General features: G+C 57.6%; 18 protein-coding genes. All 18 read left to right on the forward strand.

Annotated features, from left to right (window positions below; all coding sequences use genetic code 11):
- The first annotated feature begins 270 nt into the window (after positions 1-270).
- The 18 genes from mnmG to HX823_RS18220 all read left to right on the forward strand — a co-directional run bounded on the left by mnmG (position 271) and on the right by HX823_RS18220 (position 17,740).
- Positions 271-2,163, forward strand: coding sequence for a tRNA uridine-5-carboxymethylaminomethyl(34) synthesis enzyme MnmG (gene mnmG / locus HX823_RS18135; RefSeq protein ID WP_025999919.1), 1,893 nt, complete (start codon positions 271-273; stop codon positions 2,161-2,163).
- On the forward strand, positions 2,160-2,804 hold the full coding sequence (rsmG, locus tag HX823_RS18140) for a 16S rRNA (guanine(527)-N(7))-methyltransferase RsmG (protein ID WP_177075835.1): 645 nt from the start codon (positions 2,160-2,162) through the stop codon (positions 2,802-2,804). Before mnmG ends, rsmG begins: the two co-directional genes overlap by 4 nt.
- Before the next feature lie 18 nt (positions 2,805-2,822).
- Positions 2,823-3,620 carry a ParA family protein gene (locus HX823_RS18145; RefSeq protein WP_016978715.1) on the forward strand — a complete coding sequence of 266 codons (798 nt, stop codon included), beginning with the start codon at positions 2,823-2,825 and terminating at the stop codon, positions 3,618-3,620.
- A 9-nt stretch (positions 3,621-3,629) separates the two neighbouring features.
- The gene (locus HX823_RS18150) at positions 3,630-4,502 is read left to right on the forward strand and encodes a ParB/RepB/Spo0J family partition protein (protein ID WP_038845392.1); all 873 of its coding nucleotides are present in this window, start codon (positions 3,630-3,632) and stop codon (positions 4,500-4,502) included.
- A 148-nt stretch (positions 4,503-4,650) separates the two neighbouring features.
- The gene (locus HX823_RS18155; RefSeq protein WP_010565865.1) at positions 4,651-5,058 is read left to right on the forward strand and encodes a F0F1 ATP synthase subunit I; all 408 of its coding nucleotides are present in this window, start codon (positions 4,651-4,653) and stop codon (positions 5,056-5,058) included.
- A gap of 16 nt (positions 5,059-5,074) precedes the next feature.
- Positions 5,075-5,944 (forward strand): F0F1 ATP synthase subunit A, encoded by an 870-nt coding sequence (gene atpB, locus HX823_RS18160; protein WP_016978714.1) that lies wholly within the window; start codon positions 5,075-5,077, stop codon positions 5,942-5,944.
- Positions 5,945-6,078: 134 nt separating this feature from the next.
- Positions 6,079-6,336, forward strand: a complete 258-nt coding sequence (gene atpE, locus HX823_RS18165; protein WP_002555987.1) for a F0F1 ATP synthase subunit C — start codon at positions 6,079-6,081, stop codon at positions 6,334-6,336.
- 56 nt (positions 6,337-6,392) lie between these two features.
- A complete protein-coding gene (locus tag HX823_RS18170; protein ID WP_008439543.1) occupies positions 6,393-6,863 on the forward strand; it encodes a F0F1 ATP synthase subunit B in 471 nt (156 codons plus the stop codon).
- 12 nt (positions 6,864-6,875) lie between these two features.
- Complete coding sequence (locus HX823_RS18175; protein ID WP_010207689.1) at positions 6,876-7,412, forward strand: F0F1 ATP synthase subunit delta; 537 nt, start codon at positions 6,876-6,878, stop codon at positions 7,410-7,412.
- 21 nt (positions 7,413-7,433) lie between these two features.
- Positions 7,434-8,978: a F0F1 ATP synthase subunit alpha gene (gene atpA, locus HX823_RS18180; RefSeq protein WP_010207686.1), complete on the forward strand. Its 1,545-nt coding sequence runs from the start codon at positions 7,434-7,436 to the stop codon at positions 8,976-8,978.
- A 50-nt stretch (positions 8,979-9,028) separates the two neighbouring features.
- Complete coding sequence (gene atpG, locus HX823_RS18185; RefSeq protein ID WP_034139931.1) at positions 9,029-9,889, forward strand: F0F1 ATP synthase subunit gamma; 861 nt, start codon at positions 9,029-9,031, stop codon at positions 9,887-9,889.
- 27 nt (positions 9,890-9,916) lie between these two features.
- A complete protein-coding gene (gene atpD / locus HX823_RS18190) occupies positions 9,917-11,293 on the forward strand; it encodes a F0F1 ATP synthase subunit beta (protein WP_010207684.1) in 1,377 nt (458 codons plus the stop codon).
- 44 nt (positions 11,294-11,337) lie between these two features.
- Positions 11,338-11,754 (forward strand): F0F1 ATP synthase subunit epsilon, encoded by a 417-nt coding sequence (locus HX823_RS18195; protein WP_003177061.1) that lies wholly within the window; start codon positions 11,338-11,340, stop codon positions 11,752-11,754.
- A gap of 123 nt (positions 11,755-11,877) precedes the next feature.
- Complete coding sequence (gene glmU, locus HX823_RS18200) at positions 11,878-13,245, forward strand: bifunctional UDP-N-acetylglucosamine diphosphorylase/glucosamine-1-phosphate N-acetyltransferase GlmU (RefSeq protein ID WP_177075837.1); 1,368 nt, start codon at positions 11,878-11,880, stop codon at positions 13,243-13,245.
- A gap of 128 nt (positions 13,246-13,373) precedes the next feature.
- Positions 13,374-14,141, forward strand: a complete 768-nt coding sequence (locus tag HX823_RS18205; protein WP_038845403.1) for a DeoR/GlpR family DNA-binding transcription regulator — start codon at positions 13,374-13,376, stop codon at positions 14,139-14,141.
- Positions 14,142-14,151: 10 nt separating this feature from the next.
- Entirely contained in the window at positions 14,152-15,984 is a 1,833-nt protein-coding gene (gene glmS / locus HX823_RS18210) for a glutamine--fructose-6-phosphate transaminase (isomerizing) (protein ID WP_038845405.1), read from the forward strand.
- 60 nt (positions 15,985-16,044) lie between these two features.
- Positions 16,045-16,428, forward strand: coding sequence for a hypothetical protein (locus tag HX823_RS18215; protein ID WP_038845407.1), 384 nt, complete (start codon positions 16,045-16,047; stop codon positions 16,426-16,428).
- Positions 16,429-16,570: 142 nt separating this feature from the next.
- A complete protein-coding gene (locus HX823_RS18220) occupies positions 16,571-17,740 on the forward strand; it encodes a Fic family protein (RefSeq protein ID WP_256350153.1) in 1,170 nt (389 codons plus the stop codon).
- Positions 17,741-17,864: the final 124 nt, after the last annotated feature.

Below are 17,864 nucleotides of genomic sequence, written 5' to 3' on the forward strand. Positions count from 1 at the left end.
ACAGACTTTTGAATCTCTGTACACAACGTAATTAAAGGCCTGTAGAGATCTATCCACAGAAAGGTAGCTGCATAGAAATAAACATAAAAACAAAGATTTAATAAATTTCTCTCTTTTAATTTCTATTGTCTGTGATTCATCCACAGCTGGTTAAATTTTGTGCAAAGGGTTCTTTAGGAAGGGCTAAGTCCCTATACTTGCAGCCATTGCTCCAAAACCCTTTCAACAGACAATTCCTGATTACCTACATAAGCAGGCACGAGGTGCGTGGTGGATTTCCCTTCCCGTTTTGAAGTGATCGTCATCGGCGGCGGTCATGCCGGTACCGAGGCAGCACTGGCGTCAGCACGCATGGGCGTAAAAACCCTGTTGCTCACGCACAACGTGGAGACCCTCGGTGCAATGAGTTGCAACCCCGCCATTGGTGGGATCGGCAAAAGCCATCTGGTCAAGGAAATCGATGCCCTTGGCGGCGTGATGGCCATGGCTACCGATAAGGGTGGTATTCAATTTCGCGTGCTCAACAGCCGCAAAGGCCCAGCCGTAAGGGCTACCCGGGCTCAAGCCGACCGTATCCTGTACAAGGCGGCGGTGCGCGAAACCCTGGAAAACCAGCCGAACCTGTGGATATTTCAACAAGCCGCAGATGACCTGATCGTCGAACAAGACCAGGTACGCGGTGTTGTCACGCAAATGGGCCTGCGTTTCTTCGCAGAATCCGTGGTGTTGACCACCGGGACTTTCCTTGGCGGACTTATCCACATCGGTATGCAGAACTATTCCGGTGGTCGCGCCGGTGATCCGCCGTCGATTGCCCTGGCAAAACGCCTGCGTGAATTGCCGCTGCGTGTTGGCCGCCTGAAAACCGGGACCCCGCCGCGTATCGACGGGCGTTCTGTGGATTTCTCGGTGATGACCGAACAGGCCGGCGACACGCCGATTCCGGTCATGTCGTTCATGGGCTCCAAAGAACAGCACCCGAAACAGGTGAGCTGCTGGATCACCCACACCAATGCCCGCACCCACGAAATCATTGCCGCGAACCTCGACCGTTCGCCGATGTACTCCGGGGTGATCGAAGGGATCGGCCCGCGTTATTGCCCATCGATCGAAGACAAGATCCACCGCTTTGCCGACAAGGAAAGCCACCAGGTCTTCATCGAGCCCGAAGGCTTGACCACCCATGAGCTGTACCCGAACGGGATTTCCACTTCCCTGCCGTTCGACGTGCAAATCCAGATCGTGCAATCGATCCGTGGCATGGAAAACGCACACATCGTGCGTCCGGGCTACGCCATCGAATACGACTACTTCGACCCGCGCGACCTGAAGTACAGCCTGGAAACCAAAGTGATTGGCGGTCTGTTCTTCGCCGGCCAAATCAACGGCACCACCGGTTACGAAGAAGCCGGTGCCCAAGGTTTGCTGGCCGGAACCAACGCAGCACTGCGTGCACAAGGCAAAGACAGCTGGTGCCCGCGTCGCGACGAAGCGTATATCGGCGTACTGGTCGATGACCTGATTACCCTGGGCACCCAGGAACCGTACCGGATGTTCACTTCCCGGGCGGAATACCGTTTGATCCTGCGCGAAGACAACGCCGACCTGCGCCTGACCGAAAAGGGTCGCGAACTCGGCCTGGTCGATGATGTGCGTTGGGAAGCCTTCTGCAAAAAACGCGAAAGCATTGCGTTGGAAGAACAGCGTCTGAAAAGCACCTGGGTTCGTCCTGGCACCGAACAAGGCGACGCGATCGCTGAAAAATTCGGCACGCCGCTGACCCACGAATACAACTTGCTCAACCTGCTGTCGCGTCCGGAAATCGACTACGCTGGTCTGGTCGAAGTGACCGGCCAGGGCGCAGAAGATCCACAGGTCGCCGAGCAGGTTGAAATCAAGACCAAATACGCCGGATACATTGACCGTCAACAGGACGAGATCGCTCGCCTGCGCGCCAGTGAAGACACCAAGCTGCCTGCGGATATCGATTACACCGGGATTTCCGGGCTGTCGAAAGAAATCCAAAGCAAGCTGGGGATAACTCGTCCCGAGACATTGGGCCAGGCTTCACGTATCCCCGGCGTCACTCCGGCAGCGATTTCGCTGTTGATGATTCATTTGAAAAAACGCGGCGCGGGCCGTCAGTTGGAGCAAAGCGCTTGAGTTCGTTGGTCACCTTGCAACACGCAGAAGAGTTATCCACAGGTGCACGCCAGTTGGGCGTCGACCTGACCGAAACCCAGCATGAGTTGCTGTTGGGGTATTTGGCGTTGTTGATCAAATGGAACAAGGCTTACAACCTGACCGCGGTGCGTGATCCCGACGAAATGGTGTCCCGTCACTTGCTCGACAGCTTGAGCGTGATGCCCTTCATCGAAAACGGCCGCTGGTTGGACGTGGGCAGTGGTGGCGGTATGCCTGGCATTCCGTTGGCCATCCTGTTTCCCGAGTCCCAAGTGACCTGCCTGGACAGCAATGGCAAGAAAACCCGCTTCCTGACCCAGGTCAAACTCGAACTCAAGTTGGATAACCTGCACGTTATCCACAGTCGCGTCGAAGCCTTCACGCCTGAACAGCCTTTCAACGGAATTGTTTCCAGGGCCTTCAGCAGCATGGAGAACTTCAGCAACTGGACCCGCCACCTCGGCGACCGCGATACGCGCTGGCTGGCAATGAAGGGCGTCCATCCAAGCGATGAGCTGTTAGCATTGCCGGCAGACTTCCACCTCGATAGCGAACACGCCTTGGCCGTACCCGGTTGCCAAGGCCAACGCCATCTGCTGATACTGCGCCGCACGGCATGATTGGGAACACAAGCAAGAATGGCTAAGGTATTCGCGATAGCGAACCAGAAAGGTGGCGTGGGCAAAACCACCACCTGCATCAACCTCGCAGCATCCCTGGTCGCCACCAAGCGCCGGGTGCTGTTGATCGATCTCGATCCACAGGGCAACGCCACCATGGGTAGCGGTGTGGATAAACACGGCCTGGAAAACTCGGTCTACGACTTGCTGATTGGCGAGTGTGACCTGGCCCAGGCCATGCACTACTCCGAACACGGTGGTTATCAACTGCTGCCGGCCAACCGCGATTTGACCGCGGCGGAAGTGGTGCTGCTGGAAATGCAGATGAAGGAAAGCCGTCTGCGTAGCGCCTTGGCGCCGATCCGCGAGAATTACGACTACATTTTGATCGACTGCCCGCCGTCACTGTCGATGCTCACGCTGAACGCGTTGGTGGCAGCTGATGGGGTGATTATCCCCATGCAGTGCGAGTACTACGCACTGGAAGGCTTGAGCGACCTTGTGGATAACATCAAGCGTATCGCTGAGTTGCTCAACCCGAACCTGCAGATCGAAGGCTTGCTGCGGACCATGTTCGATCCGCGCCTGAGCCTGATGAACGATGTGTCGGCGCAGCTCAAGGAACATTTCGGTGATCAGCTTTACGACACGGTGATCCCGCGCAACATCCGTCTGGCCGAAGCGCCAAGCTACGGCATGCCCGCGCTGGCGTACGACAAGTCCTCGCGTGGCGCCATTGCCTACCTGGCGCTGGCCGGCGAGATGGTTCGCCGCCAACGCCGCAACTCACGCACCGCTGCAGCCCAGCCAACTTAAGGAATCCCCATGGCCGTCAAGAAACGAGGTCTCGGACGTGGACTGGATGCACTGTTGAGTGGTCCGACCGTCACATCGCTTGAGGAACAAGCGGTGCAGGCCGACGAGCGCGAGCTGCAACACCTGCCGCTGGATCTGATCCAGCGCGGCAAATACCAGCCACGCCGGGACATGGACCCCCAGGCGCTGGAAGAACTGGCCAATTCGATCAAGGCCCAGGGCGTTATGCAGCCGATCGTGGTGCGCCCGATTGGCGGCGGCCGCTTTGAAATCATCGCCGGTGAGCGGCGCTGGCGCGCGAGCCAGCAGGCCGGCAAGGAAACCATCCCGGCGATGGTGCGCGATGTACCGGATGAAACCGCCATCGCCATGGCGTTGATCGAGAACATCCAGCGCGAAGACCTAAACCCGATCGAAGAAGCGATCGCGTTGCAGCGTTTGCAACAGGAATTCCAGCTGACCCAGCAACAAGTGGCCGAGGCGGTGGGTAAATCCCGCGTGACCGTGTCCAACTTGCTGCGCCTGATTGCGCTGCCGGAAGTCATCAAGACCATGTTGTCCCATGGCGACCTGGAGATGGGGCACGCCCGTGCTTTGCTCGGTTTGCCGGAAAATCAACAGGTTGAAGGGGCGCGACACGTTGTCGCACGGGGGCTCACCGTTCGCCAGACCGAGGCCTTGGTTCGCCAGTGGCTCAGCGGCAAACCTGCACCGGTCGAAACGACCAAACCTGATCCGGATATTGCCCGTCTCGAGCAGCGCCTGGCCGAGCGCCTGGGCTCTGCGGTGCAAATTCGCCACGGCAAGAAAGGTAAAGGGCAATTGGTCATCGGTTATAACTCGCTTGATGAGCTCCAGGGCGTCCTTGCCCACATCCGCTGAAACATTTGCTTATGTAGCGTGTGATCGGAAATCACTACCCGACAGTTGAATAGGGGCAGAACCGCCCCTATACTCTGCGCGCATTTTGTCGGCACAAATTATGCCAAGTTATTGATTTCCGGCAGCCGACCATTGAGGAGCAAGAGTGATGGAAACCCGCACGCCAAACACGTTGCCGTTCCATCGCTTGGCCGTTTTTCCGGTTTTATTGGCTCAATTTGTCATTTTGCTGATCGCCGCATTGGCGCTTTGGTATTGGCATGGAGTCGTTGCCGGATATTCAGGACTCTGCGGAGGCCTGATAGCCTTGCTGCCCAATATGTATTTTGCTCACAGGGCCTTTCGGTTTTCCGGCGCCCGAGCAGCCCAGGCTATCGTCCGGTCATTTTATGCCGGCGAGGCAGGGAAACTGATTTTGACGGCAGTGCTGTTTGCACTGACCTTTGCAGGTGTGAAGCCATTGGCGCCGCTGGCTGTATTCGGCGTCTTCGTGTTGACCCAACTGGTCAGCTGGTTCGCTCCCCTGCTAATGAAAACAAGACTTTCGAAACCTTAGGGCGTTTGAGGCAACCATGGCAGAAACAACCGCTTCGGGCTATATCCAGCACCACTTGCAGAACCTGACCTTCGGTCAGCTTCCTAATGGCGGCTGGGGCTTTGCCCACTCCGCAGCAGAGGCCAAAGAAATGGGCTTCTGGGCTTTCCACCTGGACACTCTGGGCTGGTCGGTCGCATTGGGTCTGATCTTCGTCTTCATTTTCCGCATGGCGGCAAAAAAGGCGACTTCCGGTCAACCAGGTGCTTTGCAGAACTTCGTTGAAGTACTGGTCGAATTCGTCGATGGCAGCGTGAAAGACAGCTTCCATGGCCGTAGCCCGGTGATCGCACCGCTGGCACTGACCATCTTCGTCTGGGTGTTCCTGATGAACGCCGTCGACCTGATCCCGGTTGACTGGATTCCTCAGCTGGCCATGGCGATCAGCGGCGACCCGCACATCCCATTCCGTGCCGTATCGACCACTGACCCGAACGCTACCCTGGGCATGGCCCTGTCGGTCTTCGCGTTGATCATTTTCTACAGCATCAAGATCAAGGGCATCGGCGGCTTCATCGGCGAACTGACACTGCACCCGTTCGGCAGCAAGAACATCTTCGTTCAAGCCCTGCTGATCCCGGTGAACTTCCTGCTGGAATTCGTGACCCTGATCGCCAAGCCGATTTCCCTGGCTCTGCGACTGTTCGGCAACATGTATGCCGGCGAGCTGGTGTTCATTCTGATCGCTGTGATGTTCGGCAGCGGCCTGCTCTGGCTTAGCGGCCTGGGCATTGTTCTGCAGTGGGCGTGGGCTGTGTTCCACATCCTGATCATCACCCTGCAGGCCTTCATCTTCATGATGCTGACCATCGTCTACCTGTCGATGGCGCACGAAGAGAACCATTAAGACCAGTCTCGACTAGTCTGATGTCCTTCCCGGTCAAACGGGAAGGTAGGCCCTACCGGGCTATGAAACGATTTGTTTTACCGCTTTAAAATCTAAAAAACCTAAACCATACGACGTAAAAGTCGGGAGGAAAGATGGAAACTGTAGTTGGTCTAACCGCTATCGCTGTTGCACTGTTGATCGGCCTGGGCGCCCTGGGTACTGCCATTGGTTTCGGCCTGCTGGGCGGCAAGTTCCTGGAAGGCGCAGCGCGTCAGCCAGAAATGGTTCCAATGCTGCAAGTTAAAATGTTCATCGTCGCCGGCCTGCTCGACGCCGTGACCATGATCGGTGTTGGTATCGCTCTGTTCTTCACCTTCGCGAACCCTTTCGTTGGTCAACTCGCCGGTTAATCACTCGTCTTTTCGAGTGATTGGTGTGTTGTGCAACGAATGAGCGAGGTATTGGCGTGAACATTAATGCAACCATTATTGGTCAGTCCTTAGCGTTCTTGATTTTTGTCGTTTTCTGCATGAAGTTCGTATGGCCTCCGGTCATCGCAGCTCTGCACGAACGTCAGAAGAAGATCGCGGATGGGCTGGACGCTGCAGCACGAGCAGCTCGCGACCTGGAGTTGGCCCAAGATAAAGCGGGTCAGCAACTGCGCGAAGCGAAAGCTCAAGCAGCCGAAATCATTGAGCAAGCCAAGAAACGCGGTAACCAGATCGTTGAAGAGGCTGTTGAAAAAGCCCGTATCGACGCTGACCGTGTGAAGGTTCAGGCTCAGGCCGAGATCGAGCAGGAACTGAACGGTGTCAAAGATGCGCTGCGTGCCCAACTGGGTGCCCTGGCCGTCGGCGGTGCTGAGAAGATCCTGGGTGCCACAATCGATCAAAACGCGCACGCGGAGCTGGTAAACAAACTGGCTGCTGAAATTTAAGCGAGGGCGATCATGGCAGAATTGACCACGTTGGCCCGACCTTACGCTAAGGCAGCCTTCGAGCACGCCCAGGCCCACCAGCAGCTGGCCTCTTGGTCAGCCATGCTCGGCCTGGCTGCAGCAGTGTCGCAAGACGACACCATGCAGCGCGTGCTCAAGGCCCCGCGACTGACGAGCGCAGACAAGGCCGCCACTTTTATTGAAGTGTGCGGCGACAAGTTCGATGTGAAGGTACAGAACTTCATCCACGTCGTTGCCGAAAACGACCGTCTCCTGCTTCTGCCGGAGATTGCCGCTCTGTTCGACCTGTACAAGGCCGAGCAAGAGAAGTCGGTAGACGTTGAAGTGACCAGTGCTTTTGCATTGAACCAAGAACAGCAAGACAAACTCGCCAAGGTTCTCAGTGCACGACTCGACCGGGAAGTGCGCCTGCAAGTTGCGGAAGACAAGTCCCTCATTGGGGGCATTGTCATTCGCGCCGGCGACCTGGTTATCGATGGCTCGATTCGCGGCAAACTCGCGAATCTTGCCGAAGCATTGAAATCTTGAGTTTGAAGGGGCAGCAGAGCAATGCAGCAACTCAATCCTTCCGAAATAAGTGAAATTATCAAGGGCCGCATCGACAAGCTCGATGTGACCTCCCAAGCCCGTAACGAAGGCACTGTCGTCAGCGTATCTGACGGTATCGTGCGGATTCACGGTCTGGCCGACGTAATGTCCGGCGAGATGATCGAGTTTCCGGGCGGCGTCTTCGGTATGGCCCTCAACCTGGAGCAGGACTCCGTAGGTGCCGTAATCCTGGGCGCTTACCAGTCTCTGGCTGAAGGCATGAGCGCCAAGTGCACCGGCCGCATCCTGGAGGTTCCGGTTGGTAAGGAACTGCTGGGTCGCGTAGTCGACGCACTGGGTAACCCTGTTGACGGCAAAGGTCCACTGGGCAACACCGAGACCGACGCGGTCGAGAAAGTTGCTCCAGGCGTGATCTGGCGTAAGTCGGTAGACCAGCCTGTACAGACTGGCTACAAGGCTGTCGATGCCATGATCCCTGTCGGCCGTGGCCAGCGTGAGCTGATCATCGGTGACCGTCAGATCGGTAAAACCGCTCTGGCGATCGACGCGATCATCAACCAGAAAGACAGCGGCATTTTCTGCGTCTACGTAGCCATTGGTCAGAAGCAATCGACCATCGCCAACGTGGTTCGCAAGCTGGAAGAGAACGGCGCACTGAAAAACACGATCATCGTGGCTGCCAGTGCTTCGGAATCGCCTGCACTGCAATACCTAGCACCGTATGCCGGTTGCACCATGGGTGAATTCTTCCGCGACCGCGGTGAAGACGCGCTGATCGTTTATGACGATCTGTCCAAGCAAGCAGTGGCTTACCGCCAGATTTCCCTGCTGCTGCGCCGTCCACCAGGCCGTGAAGCTTACCCAGGCGACGTGTTCTATCTCCACTCCCGTCTGCTGGAGCGCGCATCCCGCGTTTCGGAAGAGTACGTAGAGAAGTTCACCAACGGCGCAGTGACCGGCAAAACCGGTTCCCTGACCGCACTGCCGATCATCGAAACCCAGGCTGGCGACGTTTCCGCGTTCGTTCCGACCAACGTGATTTCCATCACCGACGGTCAGATCTTCCTGGAATCGGCCATGTTCAACTCAGGGATTCGTCCTGCAGTGAACGCCGGTGTTTCGGTATCCCGTGTGGGTGGTGCCGCTCAGACCAAGATCATCAAGAAGCTCTCCGGTGGTATCCGTACCGCTCTGGCTCAGTACCGTGAACTGGCGGCATTCGCCCAGTTCGCTTCTGACCTGGACGAAGCGACCCGTAAGCAACTTGAGCATGGTCAGCGCGTTACCGAGCTGATGAAGCAGAAGCAATACGCCCCAATGTCGATCGCTGACATGGCGTTGTCGCTGTATGCCGCTGAGCGTGGGTTCCTGACTGACGTCGAAATCGCCAAGGTCGGCAGCTTTGAACAAGCGCTGATTGCTTACTTCAACCGCGATCACGCCGACTTGTTGGCCAAGATCAACGTGAAGGGTGACTTCAATGACGAAATCGACGCTGGCCTCAAAGCCGGTATCGAGAAGTTCAAGGCCACCCAAACCTGGTAAGCCGCAGCGGGAGCCGCAAGGCTCCCGCTTGCTAACCTGATAGGTGTTACATGGCAGGCGCAAAAGAGATTCGCAGTAAGATTGCGAGCATCAAAAGCACGCAAAAAATTACCAGCGCCATGGAAAAAGTGGCGGTCAGCAAAATGCGCAAGGCACAAATGCGCATGGCTGCTAGCCGTCCTTATGCGGAGCGTATCCGCCAGGTAATTGGGCATCTGGCCAACGCCAACCCGGAATACCGCCACCCATTCATGATCGAGCGCGAAGTAAAGCGTGTGGGTTATGTGGTTGTGAGCAGTGACCGTGGTTTGTGCGGTGGTTTGAATACCAACCTGTTCAAGGCCCTGGTCAAGGACATGGCGGTAAACCGCGAAAAGGGCGTCGAGATCGATCTGTGTGTTGTTGGTAGCAAGGGTGCGGCCTTTTTCCGCAACTTCGGCGGCAACGTCGTAGCAGCTATCAGCCACCTGGGTGAAGAGCCGTCGATCAATGATTTGATCGGCAGTGTGAAGGTGATGCTGGATGCATACCTGGAAGGCCGGATTGACCGCCTCTCCGTGGTATCCAACAAGTTCATCAACACCATGACCCAGCAGCCAACCGTGGAGCAATTGATTCCACTGGTGGCGACTCCGGATCAGGAACTCAAGCACCACTGGGACTACCTCTACGAACCGGACGCCAAAGAGCTGCTTGACGGCTTGATGGTGCGCTACGTGGAGTCGCAGGTGTACCAGGCGGTGGTCGAGAACAACGCAGCTGAACAAGCGGCGCGGATGATCGCGATGAAAAACGCTACCGATAACGCCGGTGATCTGATCAGCGATTTGCAGCTGATCTACAACAAGGCGCGTCAGGCTGCGATCACCCAAGAGATCTCGGAAATCGTCGGCGGCGCTGCCGCGGTTTAACGGTTCAAATATTCAGAGGATCCAGCTATGAGTAGCGGACGTATCGTTCAAATCATCGGCGCCGTTATCGACGTGGAATTTCCACGCGACAGCGTACCGAGCATCTACAACGCGCTGAAAGTACAAGGCGCGGACACTACTCTGGAAGTTCAGCAGCAGCTGGGCGACGGCGTAGTTCGTACCATTGCGATGGGTTCCACCGAAGGCTTGAAGCGCGGTCTGGACGTTGTCGACTCTGGCGCAGCCATCTCCGTACCGGTCGGTAAAGCGACCCTGGGCCGGATCATGGACGTACTGGGCAACCCGATTGACGAAGCTGGTCCGATCGACACCGAAGAGCGTTGGGGCATTCACCGTCCAGCACCTTCGTTCGCGGAACAAGCTGGCGGCAACGACCTGCTGGAAACCGGCATCAAGGTTATCGACCTGGTCTGCCCGTTCGCCAAAGGCGGTAAAGTCGGTCTGTTCGGTGGTGCCGGTGTAGGCAAGACCGTAAACATGATGGAACTGATCCGTAACATCGCCATCGAGCACAGCGGTTATTCCGTGTTCGCCGGTGTGGGTGAGCGTACCCGTGAGGGTAACGACTTCTACCACGAGATGAAGGACTCCAACGTTCTGGACAAAGTGGCACTGGTTTACGGTCAGATGAACGAGCCGCCGGGTAACCGTCTGCGCGTAGCACTGACTGGCCTGACCATGGCCGAGAAGTTCCGTGACGAAGGTAACGACGTTCTGCTGTTCGTCGACAACATCTACCGTTACACCCTGGCCGGTACTGAAGTATCCGCACTGCTGGGCCGTATGCCTTCGGCAGTAGGTTACCAGCCGACCCTGGCTGAAGAGATGGGCGTTCTGCAAGAACGTATCACTTCGACCAAGGAAGGTTCGATCACTTCGATCCAAGCGGTATACGTACCTGCGGATGACTTGACCGACCCGTCGCCAGCGACCACCTTCGCCCACTTGGACGCCACCGTCGTACTGTCCCGTGACATCGCTTCCCTGGGTATCTACCCAGCGGTCGATCCACTCGACTCGACTTCGCGCCAGCTGGACCCGAACGTGATCGGCCAGGAGCACTACGACACCGCTCGCGGCGTTCAGTACGTGCTGCAGCGTTACAAAGAACTGAAGGACATCATTGCGATCCTGGGTATGGACGAGCTGTCGGAAGCCGACAAGCAGCTGGTAAACCGTGCTCGTAAGATCCAGCGTTTCTTGTCGCAGCCGTTCTTCGTGGCTGAAGTCTTCACCGGTGCATCGGGTAAATACGTTTCCCTGAAAGACACCATTGCTGGCTTCAAAGGCATCCTCAACGGTGACTACGACCACCTGCCAGAACAAGCGTTCTACATGGTCGGCGGCATCGAAGAAGCGATCGAGAAAGCCAAGAAACTGTAATCCAGGCGCCCGGAAACGGGCGCTCATCAGGTTGAGGCAATCAGATGGCTATGACAGTCCATTGCGATATCGTCAGCGCGGAAGGGGAAATTTTCTCCGGTCTGGTAGAGATGGTGATTGCACACGGCGAACTCGGTGACCTTGGTATTGCCATGGGTCACGCGCCGTTGATCACCAGCTTGAAGCCAGGTCCGATCACTCTGACCAAGCAAGGCGGGGAAAAAGAGGTGTTTTACATCTCTGGTGGTTTCCTCGAGGTTCAGCCGAACATGGTCAAGGTACTTGCCGACACCGTGCAACGTGCTGGCGACCTGGATGAAGCCTCCGCTCAGGAAGCCGTCAAGGCTGCTGAGAAGGCCCTGAACGAAAAGGGTGCGGACTTCGACTACAGCGCTGCTGCTGTACGTCTGGCCGAGGCTGCAGCTCAGCTGCGCACGCTCCAGCAGATCCGCAAGAAGTAAGCGGCCATGCCGTCATGCTTCAAGCGCGATTGATTAAAAAGGGTAGCCTCGGCTACCCTTTTTCTTTTTTTGCAAAACACTTCTCTGGTCTGAAGCCGGACCGCCCAGGATTGGTAGCCACTCATGTCTCTTGAAATCGTCATTCTCGCCGCAGGCCAGGGCACCCGTATGCGTTCGGCCCTGCCCAAGGTGCTGCACCCGGTTGCCGGCAATTCCATGCTGGGCCATGTTATCGACAGCGCCCGGCAACTCGATCCGCAGCGCATTCACGTGGTGATTGGCCATGGTGCCGATGCGGTGCGTGAACGCCTCGCCGCGGACGATCTGAATTTCGTATTGCAAGACAAACAACTGGGCACCGGCCACGCCACCGCTCAAGCCGTGCCCTTCATCAGCGCCGACACTGTGCTGATTCTCTACGGTGACGTGCCGCTGATCGAAGTCGAAACCCTGCAGCGCCTGCTCAAGCACGTCGTGCCTGGCCAGATGGGCCTGCTGACGGTTGAACTGGATGATCCCACCGGTTACGGGCGCATCGTGCGCAACGCCGATGGCAAGGTTGCCGCTATCGTTGAGCACAAAGATGCCAGCGAAGCCCAGCGCGCCATTACCGAGGGCAACACCGGGATCCTGGCGGTCCCTGCCGATAAGCTCGGCGATTGGATGAGCCGTCTGTCCAACAACAACGCCCAGGGCGAGTACTACCTCACCGACGTCATCGAGATGGCGGTAAGCGATGGCCTGTTGGTCGCCACCGAGCAACCCCACGACCCGATGGAAGTGCAGGGCGCCAACGACCGCAAGCAACTCGCCGAACTGGAACGTCACTACCAATTGCGCGAAGGCCGTCGCCTGATGGCCCAAGGCGTGACGTTGCGTGACCCGGCACGCTTCGACGTACGCGGTGAAGTGACCGTCGGCCGCGATGTGCTGATCGACATCAACGTGATCCTCGAAGGCCGCGTGATCATCGAAGACGACGTGGTGATTGGCCCGAACTGTGTGATCAAGGACAGCACCCTGCGCAAAGGTGTGGTGGTCAAGGCCAACAGTCACCTGGACGGCGCGGTGATGGGGGAGGGCAGCGATGCGGGTCCGTTTGCGCGACTGCGTCCAGGTAGCGTGCTGGGAGCCAAGGCCCATGTGGGTAACTTTGTTGAACTGAAAAATGCCAAGTTGGATGCCGAAGCCAAAGTCGGACACCTGACCTACTTGGGGGATGCTACGGTCGGCGCGCGAACCAATATCGGCGCCGGCACCATCACGTGCAACTACGATGGCGCCAATAAGCACCAGACCACCATTGGTGCGGACGTGTTTATCGGTTCCAATAATTCGCTGGTCGCCCCGGTTACCCTCGACGATGGCGCCAGTACCGCCGCCGGCTCAACCATCAACCAGGATGTGGATAAGTCTCAACTGGCGGTAGCCCGCGCCCGCCAACGCAACATTGACGGCTGGAAGCGCCCGGTCAAAATCAAAAAGACCTGAGTTATCCACACTCACTGAAACCTGTTGGCTAACCACCCACAGGTTTTTTTATACCCGCATATTGACGATTTTCTCCGAATAGGTTTTGATTGCCTTCGTTATCTTTCGAAACGAAACTTAAAGCCAAAATGTCGAAACGAAATACCCCCCAACGACGCCACAATATCCTGACCTTGCTCAATGAACAGGGCGAAGTCAGCGTGGACGAGTTGGCCAAGCGTTTCGAAACCTCGGAAGTTACGATCCGCAAGGACCTGGCCGCCCTCGAAAGCAATGGCCTGCTGCTGCGCCGTTACGGTGGCGCCATCACCATGCCCCAGGAACTGGTGGGCGACGCGACCCAACCCATCTCGGTGTACAAGCGCGCCATCGCCCGTGCCGCCGTGATGCGTCTGCGTGAACATGCGCGCATCATCATCGACAGCGGCAGTACTACGGCCGCCATGATCCCCGAGTTGGGCCACCAGCCCGGCCTGGTGGTGATGACCAACTCCCTGCACGTCGCCCGTGCGTTGAGCGAACTGGAACACGAACCGGTGCTGCTGATGACCGGCGGCACCTGGGACCCGCATTCGGACTCGTTCCAGGGCCAGGTCGCCGAGCAAGTGCTGCGTTCCTATGACTTTGACCAACTGTTTATCGGCGCCGATGGCATCGATTTACTGCGCGGCACCACCACCTTCAACGAATTGCTGGGCCTGAGCCGCGTCATGGCCGAGGTCGCCCGGGAAGTGGTGGTCATGGTCGAATCCGACAAGATCGGCCGCAAGATTCCCAACCTGGAACTGCCCTGGAGCAGCGTCCATACCCTTATCACCGATGATCGCCTGCCGCTTGAGGCCCGCGACCAGATCCAAGCCCGCGGCATTACGCTGATATGCGCGGCAATCATCTAGGAGAAACACCATGTGTGGCATCGTAGGCGCAGTCGCTGAACGCAACATCACCCCGATCCTGATCGAAGGCCTCAAGCGCCTGGAATACCGTGGCTATGACAGCGCCGGTGTGGCCGTCTTCACCAACGCCGGCAAGCTGGAGCGCATGCGCCGTCCGGGCAAGGTCAGCGAGTTGGAGCAGGCCCTGGCCGGCGAGCCGCTGGTTGGCCGTCTGGGCATTGCCCACACCCGTTGGGCGACCCACGGTGCGCCGTGCGAACGCAACGCTCACCCGCACTTTTCCGGCGACCTGGCCGTGGTGCACAACGGCATCATCGAAAACCACGAAGTGTTGCGCGAACAACTGAAAGGCCTGGGCTACGTGTTCACCTCGGACACCGACACCGAAGTCATCGCCCACTTGCTCAATCACAAGCTCAAGGACCACAGCGACTTGACCACCGCCCTCAAGGCCACGGTCAAGGAACTGCACGGCGCCTATGGCCTGGCCGTGGTCAGTGCGAGCCAACCGGACCGCGTGGTTGCCGCTCGCAGTGGCAGCCCGTTGGTGATCGGCCTGGGCCTGGGCGAAAACTTCCTTGCCTCCGACCAACTGGCCCTGCGCCAGGTCACCGACCGCTTCATGTACCTGGAAGAAGGCGATATCGCTGACATCCGCCGTGAAAGCGTGCAAATCTGGGACATTAACGGTCAGTCCGTCGAGCGTGAAGCCGTGCAGTACCGCGACGGCGCTGAAGCCGCCGACAAAGGCGAATACCGCCACTTCATGCTCAAGGAAATCCACGAGCAACCGGCTGTGGTGCAACGCACCCTGGAAGGTCGCCTGAGCCAGAACCAAGTGCTGGTCAACGCCTTCGGCCCACAGGCTGCCGAGCTGTTCGCCAAAGTGCGCAACGTGCAGATCGTCGCCTGCGGCACCAGCTACCACGCCGGCATGGTTGCGCGTTACTGGTTGGAAGAACTGGCCGGCATCCCGTGCCAGGTCGAAGTCGCCAGCGAATTCCGCTACCGCAAGGTGGTGGTACAGCCCGACACCCTATTCGTGACCATCTCCCAGTCCGGCGAAACCGCCGACACCCTGGCCGCCTTGCGCAACGCCAAGGAACTGGGCTTCCTGGCCAGCCTGGCGATCTGCAACGTCAGCATCAGCTCCCTGGTGCGTGAATCCGACCTGACCCTGTTGACCCAAGCCGGTCGCGAAATCGGCGTGGCATCCACCAAAGCCTTCACCACCCAGTTGGTGGGCCTGCTGCTGCTGACCCTGTCCCTGGGTCAAGTGCGCGGCACCCTGGCCGAAGGCGTCGAGGCCACGCTGGTTGAAGAACTGCGCCGCCTGCCAACCCGCCTCGGCGAAGCGCTGGCCATGGACAGCACCGTGGAAAAAGTCGCCGAACTGTTCGCCGACAAGAACCACACCCTGTTCCTCGGCCGTGGCGCGCAATACCCGGTGGCGATGGAAGGTTCGCTCAAGCTCAAGGAAATCTCGTACATCCATGCCGAAGCCTACCCGGCCGGCGAACTCAAGCATGGCCCATTGGCCCTGGTGGATGACGACATGCCGGTGGTCACCGTGGCGCCGAACAACGAACTGCTGGAAAAGCTCAAGTCCAACCTGCAGGAAGTCCGCGCCCGTGGCGGCCAACTGGTGGTGTTCGCTGACGAAAAGGCTGGCATGACCAACGGCGAAGGCACCCACGTCATCAACATGCCGCACATCAACGACACCCTGTCGCCGATCCTCTACACCATCCCGCTGCAGTTGCTGTCGTACTACGTGGCCGTGCTCAAGGGCACTGACGTCGACCAGCCGCGCAACCTGGCGAAGTCGGTAACCGTGGAGTAACCCGCCACATCCTGGAGGCCCGCCCGGGTCTCCAGGCTCTCGCGAAAGGACGCGCCCTCGATGCAAACCCCCTCCCAGCTCCACCAGCGCTTGAACAACCGCCGCTTCACCGTCGCCAACAACGCCCAGGGGCTTTCCGGCTCGGACACGGTGTTTCATTACCTTGTCGAGGGTGATGCCATTTCCAGCACTTACCAGGGCGGACGCATTCGCCTGGGCACGCAAGTGGGCCGAGTGACAGGTCCAGACACTATCGAATTGCTGTTTCAGTGCCTGACCTTGGACGGTGAGCTGTTGTCCGGTTGGTCGCGTGGCACGGTCGGTTTGGATGCTGCCGGGGTAACCACGCTGAGCTTTGTTTGGGGTTGGTTGTCGGGGGCGACGGGTGGAGGGGAGTCCAGCTATGTAGAGCTCATTGAGGCAGTTGAAAAAATCAGAAAATAAATCGGAAAGTCTTCCCTGAAATAGTTGTATAAAACTGTCTGTATATCCCGTTAATATTGGGCTCAAAGGAAAAATAGATCCGAAAATAAATCGGAAAAAGGTGCGGAAAATGACGCAGCAATTCATCTCCGGAAACCACTAGTTGGAACCTGTCTGGCCATCTCCTGGTTTCCCTGCGTCAATTTTACGTACGGCTGAAACGCTTTCGTTTCGTGCAGGGAAACTCACGGGTCTACTTCCCGAAAATACCGCCATCCGGATCGGCGGCCTGATGCGAATCACCAACAGCTATTACAGCAATCTCATTGAAGGCCAATTCACTGAGCCTGCAACGTTGTCTGCGCGAGTCCCCCGGCGTGACTCTAAACACCTGCGTGAGCTGGCCGAAAGTCATATCGGTGTTCAGGAGTTGTTGGAACGCGCGGTACGTCGGCCAAAATCAATCGAAGCCTCTTGGGGTGATTTCTTTGCCCCTAAGCTCATATCTGTCATTCATCGCCATCTTTTTGCTAATGCCAGTGATGAAGATTTGCGGCTCAGTGATGGCCGGCTACTTGTACCCGGTCAGTTGCGGGATGTAGCACAACGCAACGTGCTGGTAGGTGACCATGCTGCGCCTGCTTGGGAGTCCGTCACGCCAATGCTCAAACGCCTGCAGCAGGTATACGGCGGGCAACCCGACCTGACCTCCCGAGTTCTCAGCGCACTGGCTTACCACCATCGTCTCGCATTTGTTCATCCATTTGAGGATGGCAATGGCCGGGTGGTCCGCATGGTCACGCATTTGCAGTTGATGCGACTTGGGCTTGCGTCGCCTCTTTGGTCGCTTTCTCGAGGGCTGGCACGAAAACAGGATGAATACTATGGGCGCCTGCGAGCTGCTGATCAGCCTCGTCGAGGTGATCTCGATGGTCGAGGTCAGTTGACCCAACGCGGGTTGTTCGAGTTTGTAGAGTTCATGCTGCAAGTATGTATCGACCAAATGGATTACGTAGAGCAATCCATGGGGCTTGTCAGCTTGCGCCAGCGACTTGAAAGAGTGATTGGACTCGAGAGTCGCTTTCTAGAGTCCGGGGTAAAGCAGGATATGGCCAAGGCTATTCATATCTTGCTGACTCAAGGCGAGGTTGCCCGAGCAGATTTCAAGACCTTTTCTGGGCTTCATGATCGAGTGGCGAGTGATCAGCTCAAAAAATTGATTGACATGGGCGTCGTCGAGGCGCCGTCGGCCAAGTCACGTTCGATCTATCCTGGGCTTCCCGTGTGGTTTGCGCAGATGATCTTTCCGGACCTTCACCGGCGCTTTTATTAAGAGGCAAAAGCCTGCGTGGTGGCGTGTCGGCAGTTGCTACGGCGCGCTGGTAGCGATGCTGGGGGTACGCCAGTGTTCTCACTGTTTGAGCAGCGCAAAATGGGGGTTGCGTACAGGCATTTTG

The organism is Pseudomonas sp. P7759 (assembly GCF_013386445.1).
GTDB lineage: Bacteria > Pseudomonadota > Gammaproteobacteria > Pseudomonadales > Pseudomonadaceae > Aquipseudomonas > Aquipseudomonas azotoformans_A.